The 16,391-nt window shown below is 70.3% G+C and carries 15 protein-coding genes; 9 read left to right on the top strand and 6 right to left on the bottom strand.

The window, feature by feature from the left end; all coding sequences use genetic code 11:
- The first annotated feature begins 29 nt into the window (after positions 1–29).
- Positions 30–431 (top strand): DUF7144 family membrane protein, encoded by a 402-nt coding sequence (locus Q0Z83_RS09815; RefSeq protein ID WP_317793529.1) that lies wholly within the window; start codon positions 30–32, stop codon positions 429–431.
- Here the strand turns inward: Q0Z83_RS09815 and Q0Z83_RS09810 are convergent.
- The 5 genes from Q0Z83_RS09810 to Q0Z83_RS09790 all read right to left on the bottom strand — a co-directional run bounded on the left by Q0Z83_RS09810 (position 428) and on the right by Q0Z83_RS09790 (position 9,565).
- A complete protein-coding gene (locus tag Q0Z83_RS09810; RefSeq protein ID WP_317793528.1) occupies positions 428–3,055 on the bottom strand; it encodes a LuxR C-terminal-related transcriptional regulator in 2,628 nt (875 codons plus the stop codon). The genes Q0Z83_RS09815 and Q0Z83_RS09810 overlap by 4 nt on opposite strands.
- A gap of 112 nt (positions 3,056–3,167) precedes the next feature.
- The gene (locus Q0Z83_RS09805; protein ID WP_317793527.1) at positions 3,168–4,637 is read right to left on the bottom strand and encodes an alpha-amylase family glycosyl hydrolase; all 1,470 of its coding nucleotides are present in this window, start codon (positions 4,635–4,637) and stop codon (positions 3,168–3,170) included.
- A complete protein-coding gene (locus Q0Z83_RS09800) occupies positions 4,634–7,303 on the bottom strand; it encodes an MGH1-like glycoside hydrolase domain-containing protein (RefSeq protein WP_317793526.1) in 2,670 nt (889 codons plus the stop codon). Before Q0Z83_RS09800 ends, Q0Z83_RS09805 begins: the two co-directional genes overlap by 4 nt.
- Before the next feature lie 30 nt (positions 7,304–7,333).
- Entirely contained in the window at positions 7,334–9,004 is a 1,671-nt protein-coding gene (locus Q0Z83_RS09795; protein ID WP_317793525.1) for a SulP family inorganic anion transporter, read from the bottom strand.
- Between the two features lie 66 nt (positions 9,005–9,070).
- Positions 9,071–9,565, bottom strand: a complete 495-nt coding sequence (locus Q0Z83_RS09790) for a DUF1269 domain-containing protein (protein ID WP_317793524.1) — start codon at positions 9,563–9,565, stop codon at positions 9,071–9,073.
- 135 nt (positions 9,566–9,700) lie between these two features.
- Between Q0Z83_RS09790 and Q0Z83_RS09785 the strand changes: the two genes are divergently transcribed.
- The 5 genes from Q0Z83_RS09785 to Q0Z83_RS09765 are packed head-to-tail and all read left to right on the top strand — an operon-like array spanning position 9,701 to position 13,395.
- On the top strand, positions 9,701–9,928 hold the full coding sequence (locus Q0Z83_RS09785; RefSeq protein WP_317793523.1) for a hypothetical protein: 228 nt from the start codon (positions 9,701–9,703) through the stop codon (positions 9,926–9,928).
- A 40-nt stretch (positions 9,929–9,968) separates the two neighbouring features.
- A complete protein-coding gene (locus Q0Z83_RS09780; protein WP_317793522.1) occupies positions 9,969–10,412 on the top strand; it encodes a DUF7144 family membrane protein in 444 nt (147 codons plus the stop codon).
- A complete protein-coding gene (locus tag Q0Z83_RS09775) occupies positions 10,396–11,541 on the top strand; it encodes an AI-2E family transporter (protein WP_317793521.1) in 1,146 nt (381 codons plus the stop codon). Before Q0Z83_RS09780 ends, Q0Z83_RS09775 begins: the two co-directional genes overlap by 17 nt.
- Entirely contained in the window at positions 11,504–11,998 is a 495-nt protein-coding gene (locus tag Q0Z83_RS09770; protein ID WP_317793520.1) for a DUF1269 domain-containing protein, read from the top strand. Before Q0Z83_RS09775 ends, Q0Z83_RS09770 begins: the two co-directional genes overlap by 38 nt.
- Entirely contained in the window at positions 11,995–13,395 is a 1,401-nt protein-coding gene (locus Q0Z83_RS09765) for a DUF2252 domain-containing protein (protein ID WP_317793519.1), read from the top strand. The genes Q0Z83_RS09770 and Q0Z83_RS09765 overlap by 4 nt, the downstream gene beginning before the upstream one ends.
- Here the strand turns inward: Q0Z83_RS09765 and Q0Z83_RS09760 are convergent.
- Positions 13,332–14,729, bottom strand: a complete 1,398-nt coding sequence (locus Q0Z83_RS09760) for a hypothetical protein (protein WP_317793518.1) — start codon at positions 14,727–14,729, stop codon at positions 13,332–13,334. The two genes, Q0Z83_RS09765 and Q0Z83_RS09760, sit on opposite strands and share 64 nt — an antisense overlap.
- Before the next feature lie 150 nt (positions 14,730–14,879).
- On the opposite strand from Q0Z83_RS09760, the gene Q0Z83_RS09755 reads away from it, so the two are divergent.
- The 3 genes from Q0Z83_RS09755 to Q0Z83_RS09745 are packed head-to-tail and all read left to right on the top strand — an operon-like array spanning position 14,880 to position 16,051.
- Positions 14,880–15,299, top strand: a complete 420-nt coding sequence (locus Q0Z83_RS09755; RefSeq protein WP_317793517.1) for a DUF6325 family protein — start codon at positions 14,880–14,882, stop codon at positions 15,297–15,299.
- A 9-nt stretch (positions 15,300–15,308) separates the two neighbouring features.
- The gene (locus tag Q0Z83_RS09750) at positions 15,309–15,764 is read left to right on the top strand and encodes a DUF6325 family protein (RefSeq protein ID WP_317793516.1); all 456 of its coding nucleotides are present in this window, start codon (positions 15,309–15,311) and stop codon (positions 15,762–15,764) included.
- 5 nt (positions 15,765–15,769) lie between these two features.
- Complete coding sequence (locus Q0Z83_RS09745) at positions 15,770–16,051, top strand: SHOCT domain-containing protein (protein ID WP_317793515.1); 282 nt, start codon at positions 15,770–15,772, stop codon at positions 16,049–16,051.
- The last annotated feature ends 340 nt before the right edge of the window (positions 16,052–16,391 follow it).

The raw sequence follows: 16,391 nt of genomic DNA, 5'->3' as shown, positions 1-16,391 counted from the left end.
GCCTCCCGTACCAGCAGGAGGGAACGACGATGACGACGACGACCGACGAGGCCGTGGAACCCGATCTGTCCGGAGTGGTGAACTTCGCCGGGGTCATGCTGCTGGCCCTGGGCGCCTTCCAGTTCGTGGAGGGCCTGACCACCCTGCTGCGCGACAGCGCCTACCTGGTCACCGCCGAGGGCGCCCTGATCGAGCTGGACCCGGCCGCATGGGGCTGGGGTCACCTGATCCTCGGGCTGATCTCGGCCGCCGCCGGTGCCGGGATCCTGCGCGGGCAGACCTGGGCCAGGGTGGTCGGCGTGCTGCTCACCGCCGTCGCCGCCCTGGCCCATTTCCTGCTCCTCGCCACCGCCCCGCTGTGGTGCACCGTGCTGATCTGCATCGAGATCGTGGTGATCTTCGCGCTCTGCCGGAAACCCGCCGCCCGCTAGATCAGACGCAGAGCCCGCGCCCGGCGCACTGCCTCGTTGCGCCGGGACGCGGACAGCTTGCGCAGGATGCTTCGCACGTGGGTCTTCACGGTGTTCACCGAGACGTACATCGAGGCGGCGATCTCCTCGGTCGGAAGCATCTCGGCCATGCCCCGCAGTACGTCCAGTTCCCGCTTGCTGAGCTGCTCGACCACCACCGGATCGGCACCCGCCGTCCCGGTCCCGCCGGGCGCGGGCGCACCCAGTGACCGGTACTGCTGGGCCAGTCGGTCGTCGTCGCGCAGCAGCCGCCGCAGCTCACCCCACACCTGGTTGACCGGACGCCGGCAGGACTCCGGGGCGGCCACCCGCAGAGCCCGCCGCAGCGCCTCCCGGGCGTTCGCCGTCTCGTCCCGGCCGGCCGCCACCATCGCCAGCATCAGCCAGGCGTCCAGGGCGATCGGGGCCCGGGTCCCGGCCGCGTCGGCCACGGTGCGCGCCCGGTCGTACGCCGCACCGGTCTCGCCCCGCGCCAGTAGCAGCGCCGCCCGGGCCAGCACGGCGTCCGGATCGGTGGAGTCGGCATACCCGGCCAGCAGACCGTCCGCCTCGTCGGCCCGCCCGGCCAGCAGCATCAGCCGGGCCCGGACCAGCCGGACCTCACGAGTCAGCCAGCGCGGCGCGCCGCTGTCGGTCTCCTCGACGGCCGTCAGCACCCCGATGGCCTGCCGCAACTCTCCGCGGGTCTGCAGGCGGCGGGCCCGGACCAGGGCGAAACCGGCCGGCGCGGGTCCGGTCACGCCGGTGCCGACCATCGGTTGCACGGCCCGCAGGCGCCGATCGGCGGCCTCGATGTCGTAGCGCTCCAGCGCCACCCAGGCCAGTGCGACCTCGGCGGTGGCGGGCCACCGCTCCCGGCCCAGCCCACACTGGCGGGCCAGGTCGATCGCCTGCTTGGCGGCCGTCTCGGCCCGACTCAACCGACCCCGGAACGCCTCCAACAGCGCCAGATTCTCCAGGCACGACATCCGTACCGTCTCGGCGCCCGCGGACGCGTTGGTGATCGCCTCGGTGAGCACCGTGGCCGCACCGTCGACCTGCCCGACCGCGCTGCGAGCCCGACCCTCCGCCGCGTAGAGCAGCATCGGCAGTTCGGGGTGGCGCCCCAGCCGGTGGGCGGGCGCCGCGGCCAGGAAGGTACGTGCGACGGGCGCCAGCTCGTCCACATCGTCCGGGCCGGTGTCGTGGGCGAGCAACAGCAGCCGCATCAGGAGGCAGGCCAGCGTCAGCCCGTCGTCGTCGACGGTGCCACGCAGCGTGAGCAGCTTGCCGGCCAGGGTGAACTGCTCGGCGGCCCGGGAGTGGTCGCCGTCGCCATAGGCCAGCGCGGCCCGCACGATCACCGGCTCGGGGTCGTCGAGTTGCTCGGGCAGGCCGGCGAAGATCCGGCCGATCCGCCCGGCACCACCCTCCACGATCAGCGAGCCGATCGCGTAGTCCTCGATCACCATCCGGGCCGCGCCACCCCAGTCACCGGCGTGCACGGCGTGCCCGACCGCCTCGACCAGGTGCCCGCGGGCGGCCAACCACAGCGCCGCCCGCTGGTGCAGCAGCGCCACCTCGTCCGGGTCGCCCCAGGACAGCTGGGCCCGCAGCAGCTCGGCGAAGAGCCGGTGGTAGCGGTAGAGGCCGGTGCCCGACCCGACCGGCTGGATGAACGCGTTCTCCCGGGTCAGTTCGGCGAGCATCCGGGGCGCGTCGGAGCGGGCGGTGACCGCGGCGGCCAGCTCCGGCGTGAAGGTGTCCAGCACGCTGGTCTCCAGCAGGAACCGCTTGGTCTCCGGCGGCTGCACCCGCAGCACCTCACCGACGAAGTACTCGGCGATCGTGGACTCGTCCCCGGAGATGGTGTCCACCAGCACCTTCGCGTCCGGGGTGCGTTGCAGCGCGCAGGCGCAGAGCCGGATCCCGGCCGCCCAGCCCTCGGTGTGCTCCAGCAGGGTGGCCAGTTCCGGGTCGGCCAGCTCGACGCCGTGCAGCCGCATCAGGCGGGACACCTCGGCGGCGGTGAACGCCAGGTCGGCGGTCCGCAGCTCGTGCAGCTGGCCGGCCAGCCGGTACCGGTAGAGCGGCAACGGTGGATCCCAGCGGCCGGTCAGCACCACCCGCAGCCGGCCGGCGTGGCTGAGCACGTACTCCAGGCCGATCGCCCAGTCCCGGCCGGGCAGCTGGGACGCGCCGTCGAGGATCAGCACGACCGGGGTGGCGTGCTCCTCGACGGCGGCGGCCAGACGGCCGAGGAAGCCCCTGGTCACCACACCCCCGGTTACCGGTGGAACGTCCACCCCGGCCCGGCGCAGCCCCTCCACCACGTACCCCCAGAAGGTGGGCAGCTGCTCGTCGCCGTGCTCCAGGGTGATCCACGCGACCGGCCAGTCCACCGGGACACTCCGCGCCCAGGAGGCCAGCAGCTGCGTCTTGCCGCTGCCGGCCAGCCCGGTGATCACGGTGACCGGTCCCTGCACCCCCTCGGTGACCCGGTCCAGCAGAGCCGGCCGGGTGACCATGAAGGGCGGTGCCTCCGGTACGGCGAACTTGGAGGTGAGAAGGGAACTGTCCGAGTCAGTGATCATGTCGATGGACACGTTGGCTACCTCCGATGGCCGCCGATTCGATCTCCTCGTTCAGACTCGTCTCGCCATCGGTGCCGCGCATCGTCCGGATCGGATAGTCCGGTGACGGTGAGTGTCCTTGGTGTTAACTTAACGTCACTACATGGGTTCCCCAAGGCGGCAGGTCAACGTACAGTCCGCTGCCGGCCAGTTCGCCGCCGTCGCGTTCGAAGACCTGACCGTCCAACAGGTCGATGAGCTGCCATTTCCGCCCGGCGAGACCCGGCCACGGCAGCTCGATGAGGCCCTGCGCCGGCCGATCACTGAAGTTGACCACCACAAGGTGACGCGGCGTGTCGTCGTGCCATGCCCAGGCCAGAAGGTCCCGATGACTCGGGTTGTCCGGCCACCCCCGGGTCTCCAGCATCCGCCACTCCCCCACCCGCATCGGGGCGGCCGCCGCCACCAGCCGGTGGTGGAAGGACACCAGATCCTCGTCGGCGGGCTCGTCCGGGAACCGGGCCAGGAAGACCGGCAGACGGGTCCGCCGGCCCTCGAACTGCCCGTCGTGCCACATCGTCGCCCCCGGCAACGTGGCGATCGCCACCGCCGCGGCCCGGCCCCGGCCACCCGGCAGGGCCGCCGCCGCCCGCGGCTCGTCGTGGTTCTCCAGGAACCGGATCAGCCCGTCCTGGTAGTCCCGGTCGGCGGCCAGGTGCTTGCGCACCGCCTCGGCGTCATCCCCGGCCAGCCGGTCGTAGAGCCGCTTGTCATAGCAGAAGTCGAACCCCTGCCGCTGCAGCGTCCACTCCATGTCCCAGTACGCCTCGGCGATCAGCACCAGATCCGGATGCCGCTCCCGGACCCGATCCAGCACGTACGGCCAGAACTCGACGGCCGGCGCCGCTCCCACATGCCGCCCCCAGGTCCGCGCGAAGACCTCGTTGGTCAGCAGCATCGCCATGTCGCATCGGATCCCGTCGCACTGCCCGCCGATCTCGGACAGCACCGCCGCGGTCGCGTCCCGCAGCCCCGGGTCGAACCCGTTGAGCTGGGCCACGTCCGGCCACGCCGGGAAGAACGGGTCCCGGCCGTGCGCCAGCACCCGGCCGTCCACGGTGAACCAGCTCGCCGGATCGGCCGCCAGGTCCTCCGGTGTGCCCTGGACGAACCACTCCGGATGTCCAGCGGTCGCCGGATGATCCGGGGCGACGTGGTTCGGCACGTAGTCGAGGATCAGCCGCACCCCGCGGGCGCGCAGCCGGGCGCGGGCCTCGGCCAGCCCGTCCGGGCCGCCGAGCCGGTCGTCCACCCGGTAGCGGCGCACACAGTACGGCGAACCGACCACGTCGGCGTGCCGCACGTCCGGCAGCGCCTCCCGGAACGAGCTCTGCAGTTGTTCGTCGGTGCGGGCCAGGGCCAGCCCGGCCGGGCTGCGCTCCCAGACCCCCATCAGCCAGACCGCGTCCACCCCCGGTACGGCCACCTCGTCCCACACCTCGGGCGGCACGTCGCCCAGGGTGACGTCCCGGCCGAACCGGCGACTCAGCCCGGTCAACCACGGCCAGGCGAAGATCTCGTAGACCGCCGGGGCGGACGGCCATCCGTTGCTCATTCCGGCTCCCCTTCCCGCGACCGCAACACACCGGCCATGCCGTGATCCAGCAGATCCACGCCGGTCAGGCCGGCGAACACGTTCGGGAACACGGCGACCAGGCCGGTCCAACCGGTCTGATGAGCGGCACCCAGGCCGGCCCCGTTGTCGCCGTGGAAGTACTCGCTGAAGGTGATCAGGTCACGCCAGTGCTCGGAGGCGAAGATCTGCTGGCCGCCGTGCACCGGGCGGGCGCCGTCCGGGCCGGGCAGGAAGATCCGGATGAGCCGGTCGGAGATCTCCCGGGCCACCTCGAAGAGCGTCATCTTCACCCCGGAGCCGGTCGGGCACTCCACCGTGAAATCGTCGCCGTATCCCACGTACAGGTTCATCAGCGCCCGGATCACCAGGACGTTCGCCGGGAACCAGATCGGGCCGCGCCAGTTGGAGTTGCCGCCGAACATCGCACTGTCCGACTCGGCCGGCTGGTAGTCGACCGAGAACGTGCTGTCGCCGACCCGGAACTCGAACGGATGGTCCCGGTGGTGCCGCGACAACGAGCGGATGCCGTACGGGCTGAGGAACTCCTCCTCGTCGAGCAGCCGGGTCAGGATCCGCCGCAGCCGGGTCTCGTCGAAGAGCGCCAGCAGGTGCTCCCCGTGCCGGCCGGTCACCCGCCCCCGGGACAGCACCGAACTGACACTCGGGTGCCGGTTCACGAAGTCCTGAACACCCTCGATCAGCTGCGGGTGGCGGGAGGTGAGCGCGGTCTCGTACACCGTCACCGCCGCCAGCGGCAGCAGGCCCACCAGGGACCGGACCGGCAACCGCTGTGCGCTGCCGTCCGGCAGCCGCAGCAGATCGTAGAAGAAGCCGTCCTCCTCGTCCCACATCGCCGCGCCACCGGCCTCCCGGTTGACCGCCACCGCGATCCAGGCGAAATGTTCGAAGTACGCCTGCGCCTGCTCCAGATAGACCGGGTCCTGCTGGGACAGCTCCAACGCGATCGACAGCATGCTCTGGCAGTAGAGCGCCATCCACGCCGTCCCGTCGGCCTGGTCCAGGTAACCACCGGTGGGCAGCGGCGCGCTCCGGTCGAACACGCCGATGTTGTCCAGCCCGAGGAAACCACCCTGGAAGACGTTGTTGCCGTCGTGGTCCTTGCGGTTGACCCACCAGGTGAAGTTCTTCGCCAGCTTGTGGAAGATCGACTCCAGCCAGGCGTGGTCGCCGTGGCCGTTGCGAGACTTGTCCAGCTCGTAGACCAGATAGGTGGCCCAGGCGTGCACCGGCGGGTTGACGTCGGAGAAGTTCCACTCATACGCCGGGATCTGCCCGCTCGGATGCAGATACCGCCGGCCGAGCAGCAGGTTCAGCTGGTCCTTGGCGAAACCGAGGTCGACCAGGGCCAGCGCGATCGACTGGAACGCCAGGTCCCACGCGGCGAACCAGGGATACTCCCACTTGTCCGGCATGGAGATGACGTCGTTGCAGATCATGTGGAACCACTCGCCGTTGCGGGTGCCCTGCGACGCCAGCGGATCCCGGCCGTGACCGGTCAGCCAGCGCTCCACGTCGTAGCCGAAATACTGCTTGCTCCACAGCATCCCGGCCAGCGCCTGCCGGACCACCTGCCGCTCGGCGTCGCCCAACTCGGGCGCGAGCAGCTCGCGGTAGTACTCGTCGGCCTCGGCCCGCCGCTGGTCGATCACCCGGTCGAAGGCGTCCGGGTCGGAGTCGGCGGGCGGCGCCTCGGCTGACCGGAACCGGACCACCGCCGATCCACCGGCCGGCACCTCCAGCGTGACCAGGGCGGCGGCCTTCGTACCGGTGAGGTCCGGGTTCACCGCCGCGGTGTCGCCGTGCACCACGTACCGGTGGAAGGCGTCCTTGACGTAGGGTCCGCTCCCGGCCGACTCGTTCTCGGTGAACAGCAGCGGGGCGTCACCGAGGACGGTGAACCAGCGGGTACCGAGACGATGGTGGACCGCCTCGACCGAGCCGTCGCGCGCACGGAGCACCGGCTTCGGCTCCGGCCGGTCCCACGACCAGGTGTTACGGAACCAGACCGTCGGCAGCAGCCGCAGCGATGCCGCCTCCGGGCCACGGTTGTGCACGGTGATCCGGCCGAGCAGGTTCTCCGGACCGGCCTTCGCGTACTCGATCTCCACGTCGAAGTACCTGTCCTCGGCGAAGATCCCGGTGTCGAGCAGCTCGTACTCGAAGTCCTCGCGCCCCCGGGACCGGTTGGTGGCGACCAGGTCCTCGTACGGGTACGCCTCGTGCGGGTACTTGTAGACCATCCGCTGGTAGGAGTGGGTGGGCGTGGCGTCGACGTAGAACCAGTACTCCTTGACGTCCTCGCCGTGGTTGCCCTCCCGGTTGGTGAGCCCGAAGAACCGCTCCTTGAGGATCGGGTCCCGACCGTTCCACAGCGCGACGGCCAGACAGAGGCCCTGCCGGTCGTCGCTGAACCCGCCGATGCCGTCCTCACCCCACCGGTAGGCCCGGGAGCGCGCGTCGTCGTGGCTCAGGTAGTCCCAGGCGTCGCCGCCCGGGCTGTAGTCCTCCCGGACCGTCCCCCACTGCCGTTCACTGAGGTACGGCCCCCACCGCCGCCAGGGGACGGCGGCGGAGTCGGCGTCACGCAGACGCCTCTGCTCGGCGCTTGTCTCGTTGATGGCCATGCCGCAAGGCTCGGTCACGGACCGTAGCGGCTACGTCCCCCGGCGCGGATGAAATGCGCCCACCGCGTCCTCGATCGTGGGATAGAAGTGTTCCGGGTCGATCGTTCGGGTCAGCTTGTACCTGTCGATCTTCGTCCGCACCGGGTCCTTCATCTCCGCGAAGACCAGCGAGATCCCCTTGGCGTTGAGCTCCTCGTCGAGGTCCTCCAACATGTCCGCGGCGGTGGTGTCGATGTCGGTGATCGGCTCGGCGGCCACCACGATCCACTCCGGGGCCGGCTCGAGCCGGGACAGATGCCGGACCTCGTCGCGGAACGTCCGCGCGTTCGCGAAGATCAGCGGCGCGTCGAAGCGGAACAGCACCAGCCCCGGCACCAGCTCGGCATCCGGGTAGGAACGCACGTCGTGATACCCGGCGACACCGTCGGCCCGGCCCAACACGGTGTGGTACGGCCACCAGGCCCGCCGGAACACGTTCAGCACCGACAGGCCCACCGCGACCGCGATCCCGGGCAGCACACCGAACAACGCCACTCCCAGGAACGCCGCCACCGCCAGCGCGAACTCCACCCGCCGCTGCTTCCACAACCGACGCATCCCGGCCGCGTCGGCCAGCGACAGCGACGCCGCGATCACCACCGCCGCCAGCATCGGCTGCGGCAGGTCCTTGAACAGCCCCGGCACCAGGACCAGCAGCAGCGTGATGGCGCCCGCGCCGACCAACCCGGTGACCTGGGTACGCGCACCCGCGCTCTCGGCCACCGCGGTCCGTGACCCGCTCGTGCTGACCGGGAAGCCCTGGAACAGCCCGGCCGCCAGGTTCGCCGCCCCGATGCCGATCATCTCCTGGTTACCGCGCACCTCCTGCCCGGACCGGGCGGCGAAGGTGGACGCCGTCGAGATGGTGTCGGTGACCGAGACCAGCGTGATGCCGAGCGCGCCGGCGGCCAGCAACCCCAGCTCCGACCACTCGACGCTGGGGATGGTGAACGGCGGGAAGCCCTGCGGCAGTGGCCCGACCACGCTCACGCCCCGCTCCTCCAGGCCGAGCCAGACCGTCGCCAGGATCGCGCCGAGCACCGCGACCAGGATGCCCGGCACCTTCGGCGCCCACCGCCGCAGCACCAGGATCACGGCCAGACCGCCGACACCGATCGCCAACGCGGCCGGCACCGTCTCGCCCGCCGCGACCCCACGCAGGAACGCGGTGGTCTCCCCGATCAGCCCCTCGCCGTCGGTGGAGAAACCGAACAGTTTCGGCAGCTGCCCGATCAGGATGGTCAACGCCAGGCCGTTCACATATCCGAGCTGGGTGGGCCGGGACAGCAGATCGGCGACGAAACCGAGCTTGGCCACCGCCGCCACGGTCAGCATCGCCCCGACCATCAGAGCCAGCATCGACGCCAGCGCCACCGCCTTGGCCGGGTCACCGTCGGCCACCACCAGCGGCAGCAGCACCGCGGCGATCATCGGGCCCAGCGACGAGTCCGGCCCGAGGACCAGGATCCGGGACGGGCCGAACACCGCGTACGCCACCAGGCACAGCACCGACGTGTACAGCCCGGTGATCGCGGGCAGCCCGGCCAACTCGGCGTACGCCATGCCCTGCGGCACCAGCAACGTGGTCAGCACGACACCGGCCACCAGGTCCCGCGGCAGCCATTCCCGCCGGTACCCGCGCAGCGTGCCGGCGATCTCCATCCGACCTCCTGAAACGAGGGACGCCGCCCGGTGGCCCCGGGCGGCGTCCAGACGTACCGCCGAACGTCAGTTCTGCTCGCCGCCGTGCAGGGCCTCCTGCAACTCCGCCTCAGTCTCCTTCGGCAGCGACGACTTGAGAACGGTGCCGCCGAACTGGCTCAGCGCCTCGACCGCCTTGTCCGGCGTGACCGCCTCGACGACCAGGAACAGCGCCGACGTGCCGGGCTGAAGCTCGTCACGAATCCGCTCCTGGAACTCCTTGTTGATCGCGCCCTTCGCGAGCTTGCCGGTGAGCGCGCCGAGGCCCGCGCCGACAGCCATGCCCAGGATCGGGATGAAGAACAGCATCCCGAACAGCAGACCCCAGAACATGCCCCACGTCGTGCCGCCGGCCACGGCGTGATGGTTGGTGGTGACCCGGAACTTGCCCTCGCGGTCCCGGGTGATCACCGCGATCGCGTCCGGCTGGATGATCAGGTCCTTGGCCAGGCGATTCGCTTCCTGCGAGGCCGCCGTGGCCGTGGTCTCGTCGGGGTACCCGATGGCGACCAGTGTTGCCATGTCGTTTCTCCTTCCGTGCCCTTCGAAGTCCCGCTAAGTCAGCCACGGCGGGCCCCTCATGGTCCTCATCCCTGTGGGAGGAGGTATGCGGACCGGCCGCCCGCGAGTCTCGACTCAGACGAGAGGAGAGACGCCATGCACGAGCGCTACGAGATCCGGGTCCGGGGGTTTCTCGGGCCACTGCTCCGCCGGGCGCTCGGCGACCTGCGCTGCCGGGCACTGCCGCACCAGAGCACCATCCGCGGGCGCCTCTCCGACGCCGATCTGGAGCGGTTACTGACCCGGCTGGACCGGTCCGGGGTCGAGGTGGTGTGCGTTTCATCCGTCACGGATGGCGTGCCCGCCCAGCGCCCGGCCGCATGATCGACCCGCTACAACCGACCCCCTGACTAGGGAGAAGACCATGACCGACACTGAGGCACGGAAGTCCTACGAGGACCCGTACGTGCCGCCGAGCCCTCGGCAGCCCTCCGGCTGGGTGGGGATGGTGGTGTTCGCCGGCGTCATGCTGCTGATGCTCGGCTCGTTCCAGGCGGTCGAAGGTGTGATCGCCCTGTTCCGCGACGAGTTCTACCTGACCACGAAGAGCGGTCTCGTGGTGCCGGTCGACTTCGACACCTACGGGTGGACCCACCTGCTGCTGGGTGGCATCGCGGTGCTCACCGGCCTCGGCATCCTGGCCGGTCAGATGTGGGCCCGGGTGGTCGGCGTCATCGTCGCCTGCCTGAGCGCCCTGGTGAACCTGGCGTTCCTGCCGGCGTACCCGGTCTGGTCCGTCATCGTCATCGCCATGGACGTCCTGATCATCTACGCCCTCACCGCCCACGGCCGTGAGGTCAAGGCCTGACGAAGGAACCGGCCCGGCCACGCTCCCACGCGGTGTGCTGGTCCTGCTCGGCACGGCCTGCCTGGTCGTCGTCGTAGGCGGGATGCGCGCTGTAGCGGAGCTGGTCGGGCCGGTGTTCCTTGCGCTGATGTTGACGGTGACGGTCAGCCCGCTCACGGGCTGGCTGCGCCGCCGCGGTGCGCCGGTCTGGCTGGCCGCGACGGCCACCATCCTCACCGTCTACCTGGGCCTGTTCGCCCTCGGCGGCGCCCTGGCGGTGTCGGTGGGCCGGCTCATCGACCTGCTGCCGGAGTACCAGGACAAGTTCGCGCAGCTCCGCGACGACGTGGCCACCGGGATCGGCGGACTCGGCGTCGACGTCGAGCAGATGCGGGCCGCGATGACCGGCCTGGAACCCGGCACGTTCGCCAGATTCGTCGAAGCCCTGTTCGGCGGACTGGCCGGCGCTCTCGGCAACTCACTGTTCCTGCTGGCCGTCCTGCTGTTCATGTGCCTGGACGCGGTCCACTTCCCGGCCCGGATGGCGACCGCGGTGACCGACCGGCCGCAGGTGGTCGCCGCACTGCACACGTTCGCCGTCGGCACCCGCCGCTACCTGCTCATCACGACCGTTTTCGGGCTGATCGTGGCGGCGTTCGACACCGCACTGCTGTGGTGGCTGGGCATCCCACTGCCGCTGCTGTGGGGGCTGCTGTCGTTCATCACCAACTACATCCCGAACATCGGCTTCATCATCGGCGTGATCCCGCCCGCCCTACTCGGCCTACTGGAGGGCGGGCCGGAACTGATGCTGTGGGTGATCACCCTCTACTGCGTCGTCAACTTCATCATCCAGTCGGTGATCCAGCCGAAGATCGTCGGCGACGAGGTGGGCCTGTCGGCGACGGTCACCTTCCTCTCGCTGATCTTCTGGGGCTGGGTGCTCGGCGCCCTGGGAGCGCTGCTGGCGATCCCGCTGACCCTGTTCGCCAAGGGCCTGCTGATCGACATCGACCCCTCCACCCGCTGGGTGAACAGCCTGCTCGGCGGCGCGACACCCTCGCCCGCCGAGGATGAGGCGGCAGACCCGGCCCCAGCCGACGATGACGTTCATGACGACGTTCACGGTATGGAAGTTCGACGAAGTTGAGCGGGCGGAGCGTGCCGCCTACATCATCAAGCAGGCCGAGTCAGAAGGCCTGGTCAAGGTCGTGGACTATGCGGTCGTCAGCTGGCCGCACGGCGCCCCGAAGCCGGAGACCCACCACGAGCACGAGTCGGGTCACCGGTACACCGGCTGGGGCGCCTTCTGGGGCATCGTCGTCGGTGGCCTGTTCCTGGTGCCGATCGCCGGGGCCGCGGTCGGTGCCGGCATCGGCGCCCTGGTCAAGGCCACCGAAGGCACCGGCATCGACAAGGATCAGCTGGAGATCATCCGCGCCGAGATCACCGAGGGCACGTCGGCGCTGTTCCTGGTCACCGACCACGGCGACCTGGACCGCCTCGGTGAGCGCTTCCACGGCCTGCACAAGAAGCTGATCGCCACCAACCTGACCGAGGGAGAGAAGGAGATCCTTCTCGAGACGTTCAGCGGCGGCAACCCGTGACCCCACCGATCGACCGCACCCCGGCCGCGCGCGCCGCGGCCGGGAAGGCGGCCCGCGAACAGGCGCCCCTCGACGGGCACGCCGAGTTCGCCCCGGCCGCCGACCGCCCGGACCCGGTCGCTCTCCTGCGTGCTCAGGAGGACGACCGGGTTCCGGAGCTTCTACCGATCCGGCACGAGCGGATGGCCGTGTCGCCGTTCGCGTTCTACCGTGCCGCCGCCGTGACGATGGCCAACGACCTGGCGGCCGCCCCGTCGACCGGCCTGATCAGTCGCCTCTGCGGTGACGCCCACCTGCTCAACTTCGGGGTCTACGCGTCACCCGAGCGCCGGCTGGTCTTCGACCTCAACGACTTCGACGAGTCCTATCCGGGCCCGTGGGAGTGGGACGTCAAACGCCTGGTCGCGAGCCTGGCCCTGGCCGGCCGGGAGAACGGCTTCAAACGCAGCCGGCGGGCCGCCGTCGTGCAGGCCGCGGCCCGCCACTACCGGGAGGCGATGCGCGAGTTCGCCGGCATGCGCGAGCTGGACGTCTGGTACGCCCGCGCCGACGTCGACGAGCTACGCGAACGTCTGAGCGGGCAGCGCGGCCGGCGGATCGACGCGGCCGGAGCGAAGGCCCGAACCCGCAACAGCCTGCAGGCATACCACAAGCTGACCGTCCTGGACGGCGACCGTCGGCGGCTGGCCAGCGACCCCCCGCTGCTGGTGCCGATCGCCGAGCTGATGCCCGGGGTGGCCCGCAAGCTGCTGGAGGACCAGATCCGCGAGCTGTTGGCGGGCTACCGGCAGAGCCTCGCTGACGACCGGAGGCGCCTGTTCGACGCGTTCGACTTCGTCGACCTGGCGCGCAAGGTGGTCGGCGTCGGCAGTGTCGGCACCCGCTGCTGGGTGGTGCTGCTGACCGGCCGTGACGACGGCGACCCGCTGCTGCTGCAGGTCAAGGAGGCAGGCCCGTCGGTGCTGGAGGGTCGGGTCGGCGCGGTGCCGGTGCCGGACTGGGACAGCGACGGCCGTCGGGTCGTCTCCGGGCAGCGGATCCTGCAGGCGGCCAGCGACATCTTCCTGGGCTGGCACAGCGCCGACGGCATCGACGGGCAGCACCGCGACTTCTACGTACGCCAGCTGCGTGACTGGAAGGGCGGCGCCGACCTCGCGTCGATGGATCCGGAGGGGCTGCTCACCTACGGCCGGTTGTGCGGCTGGACGCTGGCCCGGGCCCACGCCCGAGGCGGCGACCGCATCGCGATCGCCGCCTATCTGGGTTCCAGTGAGCGTTTCGACAAGGCTCTGGTGCCGTTCGCCGAGGCGTACGCCGACCAGACCGAAGCCGACTACGCCGCGTTCACGGCCGCTGCGTCCGGACGGCGCGCAATCAGCGTCACCCCGATCTCGTAGGCCGCCAGCAGAACCGCGATCACCAGTAGCGCGGTCCACGACGACAGGATCAGGGCCATTACCGCGGCGACGATCAGCCCGCCGACCCGTACCGCGTCGAGGTGCCCGGTGATGAAGCCGGGCGCCTGCCGCACCCCCACCACGGCCCAGCCCCACAGCACGACCGCACCACGCTTGATCGCACCCCGCAGCCACACCGGGAACCGGCCCGGCCCGACCAGGTAGGTCAGCGCCGCGATCGCGACCCCGATCCAGATCAACTGCTCGCCCCGGGTACGCAGCAGACTGAACACGGTGGTCATGGCCGCGTCCACCCCGGCCCGGTAGGTACCGTCCGGCACTTCGGCGAGGATCTGCCCGCGGACCGCCCGCAGCAGTGCGGTGATCGCCACCGACGCCACCACCAGCCAGAGCCCGAACTGGACGGCCGTCCGGCGGCGCCGCGGCGACACCACGAACGCGGCGATCAGCAGCAGGATCGTGCCGGCGGTGAACAGCACCAGATTCCGTTTGGCCGCGGCCAGCGCCTGCTGCGCCTCCCACAGCTGCCCCGAGTCATAGACGGTGAACTGAGCGAAGTTCGCCGGAAGGCTGACCCCGACCGCCTCCTCGACCCGCAGCCGCAGGTTCTCCGGGATGGCGCCGCTGCTCAGGTCGGGCAGCGACACCTGTTTGCCGAACAGCGTCGGCAACTGGTCGCTGATCTCCCGCAACACCTGGTTGATCAGGGGCAGCAGGTCGATCCGGATGCTGTCCTGATCGGCCGTGACGACCGTGCTGGTGCCCTCGATGACCGCGAGGACCCGCTGGTGGACCCGCCGGTTGACCTCGACCCAGATGGCCTGGAATCGGTCGCTGTCCATGATCTTGACGACCATGGTGCGGACCTGCTCGCGCAACTGGCCGGCGATCGGCCCGGCCGCGAACGCCGCCTGCGCCGGCAGCACGTCGCGCAGCCGCTGCTCCACGTTCAACACCTGGAACACCTCGGTCGTCGCATACTGCGCCACGGCCGCGTTCACCCGCGGATCCTGCGGCAGCGGCGCCACCGTGGCCACCCACCGGTCGGTGTTCAACGTCGTCCGCGCCGCCCACAGCCCGACCACACTGGTGACCAGCGCGAACGCGGCCAAGGCGGCGAGCACGGCGGCCAGCACGCCACGGACCGCGACGATCTTCGGCCGCCTCCGGCGCCCGACCTCCAGCTGCTCGCGCAATGCGGCGACTTCCGCTTTAAGGCGTTCAACTTCCTCATCCGGTACGGCCGTCGCGTCGACCGGTGACGCGGTGTCCTCCACGGGGCCGGGGGCGGTCTCCAAGGGCTGGCTCGTCATTACTCCTCCAACCTGGGCGGATTCGTCAACGACGCTCCCGGACCGGGCCGCTCGGAGCCTCATCCGGTGCGGATGAACCCCCGGGGACCACGTCGAGACTCATCCGCGGCGGATGACGTTCCGGCCGCCGTCGGCACGGACGCTGGTCACATGGCATTGGGGCCGCTCGAACTGATGGTGTTGTCGTTTCCCGCGGATCGGCTCGGTGAGGGGGTCCGTACGACGCTCGCCCTGTTGGCCGTGGCGGGCGAGATGCGTGTCGTCGACGCGCTGGTGATCCGCACCGATTCGGCCGGTGGCGCGTGCACGGTGGAGCTGAGCGAGCTCCCCTGCCTGCGCGGCGACCGCGAGATCGCCCGGCTGGCCAGCGGGCTGATCACCGAATCGGACATCGACGAGGTGGCGGGGATGGTCGACGCGCAGACCGACGCCCTCGCCGTCCTGCTGGAACATCGCTGGGTTCAGGACCTGGCCGGCCCGGTGGCCGCCTCGAGCGGAAGCATCGTGGCCCTCACCCACATCCCCGGAGCGCCGTGGCACAGCCGTGTCATGGCGACTTCCCTGACCTAGGGAGAGCGCATGGAGTTGCAGGAGATGGGACCGGTCGACTACCTGTGTGTGGAGTTCCCCGACGGGAGTCTCAACGGGAGCGCGTTCCCGCTGCTGGTGGACCTGGTGGATCGCGGAATCATCCGGATTCTGGACATCCTGTTCATCCGGAAGGAACGCGACGGGACGGTGACGGTCCTGGACGCGAAGGACGTCGAGCTGGCCGGGCTCGGCGTCTTCCACGGCGCGGCGTCGGGCATCCTCGGCGGTGACGACATGCGCGAGGCCGGCAAGTCCCTCGAAGGCGGGTCGGCCGCGGTGGTGCTGGTCTACGAGAACGCGTGGGCGGCGCCGCTGGCCATCCGGTTGCGGCGCAACGGCGCTCATCTGGTGGCGGGCGGGCGGATCCCCGTACAGGCGCTGATCGCCGCCCTTGATGAGACCGAAGCGGAGGCCGAGATCGCTGCGGCCGCGAGTGGAAGGTGATGGTGATGGGTCTTCTTCGTGGTGTCGCACGGACCGCGGTGATCGCCGGGACGGCGACCGCGGTCTCCAACCGGGTCTCGCGGCGGCAGGCCGGCCGCTGGTCCCGGCAAGCCGAGCAGCAGTACGCCGAGCAGCAGTACTACGCCGGCGGTGAGGAGGCCGAGGAGCAGCCCGACCCGACCTCGGCGAAGCTGGACCAGCTGCGTCAGCTGGGTGAGCTGAAGGCCCATGGTGTTCTCACCGAAGCCGAGTTCGAGCAGCAGAAGGCCCGGATCCTGGCCTCCTGACCCGGACTCCCCGCACCCGCGCCGGTCACCGTCGTGCAAACCAGCCACGGTGGCCGGTGCGCCGCGTTTGCGTCCATCGAGCTGCATATCTTTAGAATTCGGACTCGATTCTCATACTCGGACGTCAGAAAATCTGATCCACATATGTGGACGCAGTTCTTGACTGTGCTTTATGGCGTGTCCTACGTTCAGGCCCTCCGTGGTGGTGCCCGCCTCGCCATCACGTCCGCCGAACCTCAAGGGATCTCCCATGAAAGCGCCCTACAGGTCTGCCCGCTTCCGCATATCTACCGATTTAGCCAGGTTGTTTCGAGGTTTGTCTGGCCGGGCCGCCGTAGCT

Source organism: Actinoplanes sichuanensis, assembly GCF_033097365.1.
GTDB classification, from domain to species: Bacteria; Actinomycetota; Actinomycetes; order Mycobacteriales; family Micromonosporaceae; genus Actinoplanes; species Actinoplanes sichuanensis.
This window is presented reverse-complemented; position numbering and strand designations above follow the sequence as displayed.

Coding starts and splice junctions, on each gene's coding strand:
- Q0Z83_RS09815 (WP_317793529.1), top strand. CDS start 30: ATGACGACGACGACCGACGAGGCCGTGGAACCCGATCTGTCCGGAGTG.
- Q0Z83_RS09805 (WP_317793527.1), bottom strand. CDS start 4,637: ATGAGCAACGGATGGCCGTCCGCCCCGGCGGTCTACGAGATCTTCGCC.
- Q0Z83_RS09800 (WP_317793526.1), bottom strand. CDS start 7,303: ATGGCCATCAACGAGACAAGCGCCGAGCAGAGGCGTCTGCGTGACGCC.
- Q0Z83_RS09795 (WP_317793525.1), bottom strand. CDS start 9,004: ATGGAGATCGCCGGCACGCTGCGCGGGTACCGGCGGGAATGGCTGCCG.
- Q0Z83_RS09790 (WP_317793524.1), bottom strand. CDS start 9,565: ATGGCAACACTGGTCGCCATCGGGTACCCCGACGAGACCACGGCCACG.
- Q0Z83_RS09785 (WP_317793523.1), top strand. CDS start 9,701: ATGCACGAGCGCTACGAGATCCGGGTCCGGGGGTTTCTCGGGCCACTG.
- Q0Z83_RS09780 (WP_317793522.1), top strand. CDS start 9,969: ATGACCGACACTGAGGCACGGAAGTCCTACGAGGACCCGTACGTGCCG.
- Q0Z83_RS09770 (WP_317793520.1), top strand. CDS start 11,504: ATGACGACGTTCACGGTATGGAAGTTCGACGAAGTTGAGCGGGCGGAG.
- Q0Z83_RS09760 (WP_317793518.1), bottom strand. CDS start 14,729: ATGACGAGCCAGCCCTTGGAGACCGCCCCCGGCCCCGTGGAGGACACC.
- Q0Z83_RS09755 (WP_317793517.1), top strand. CDS start 14,880: ATGGCATTGGGGCCGCTCGAACTGATGGTGTTGTCGTTTCCCGCGGAT.
- Q0Z83_RS09750 (WP_317793516.1), top strand. CDS start 15,309: ATGGAGTTGCAGGAGATGGGACCGGTCGACTACCTGTGTGTGGAGTTC.
- Q0Z83_RS09745 (WP_317793515.1), top strand. CDS start 15,770: ATGGGTCTTCTTCGTGGTGTCGCACGGACCGCGGTGATCGCCGGGACG.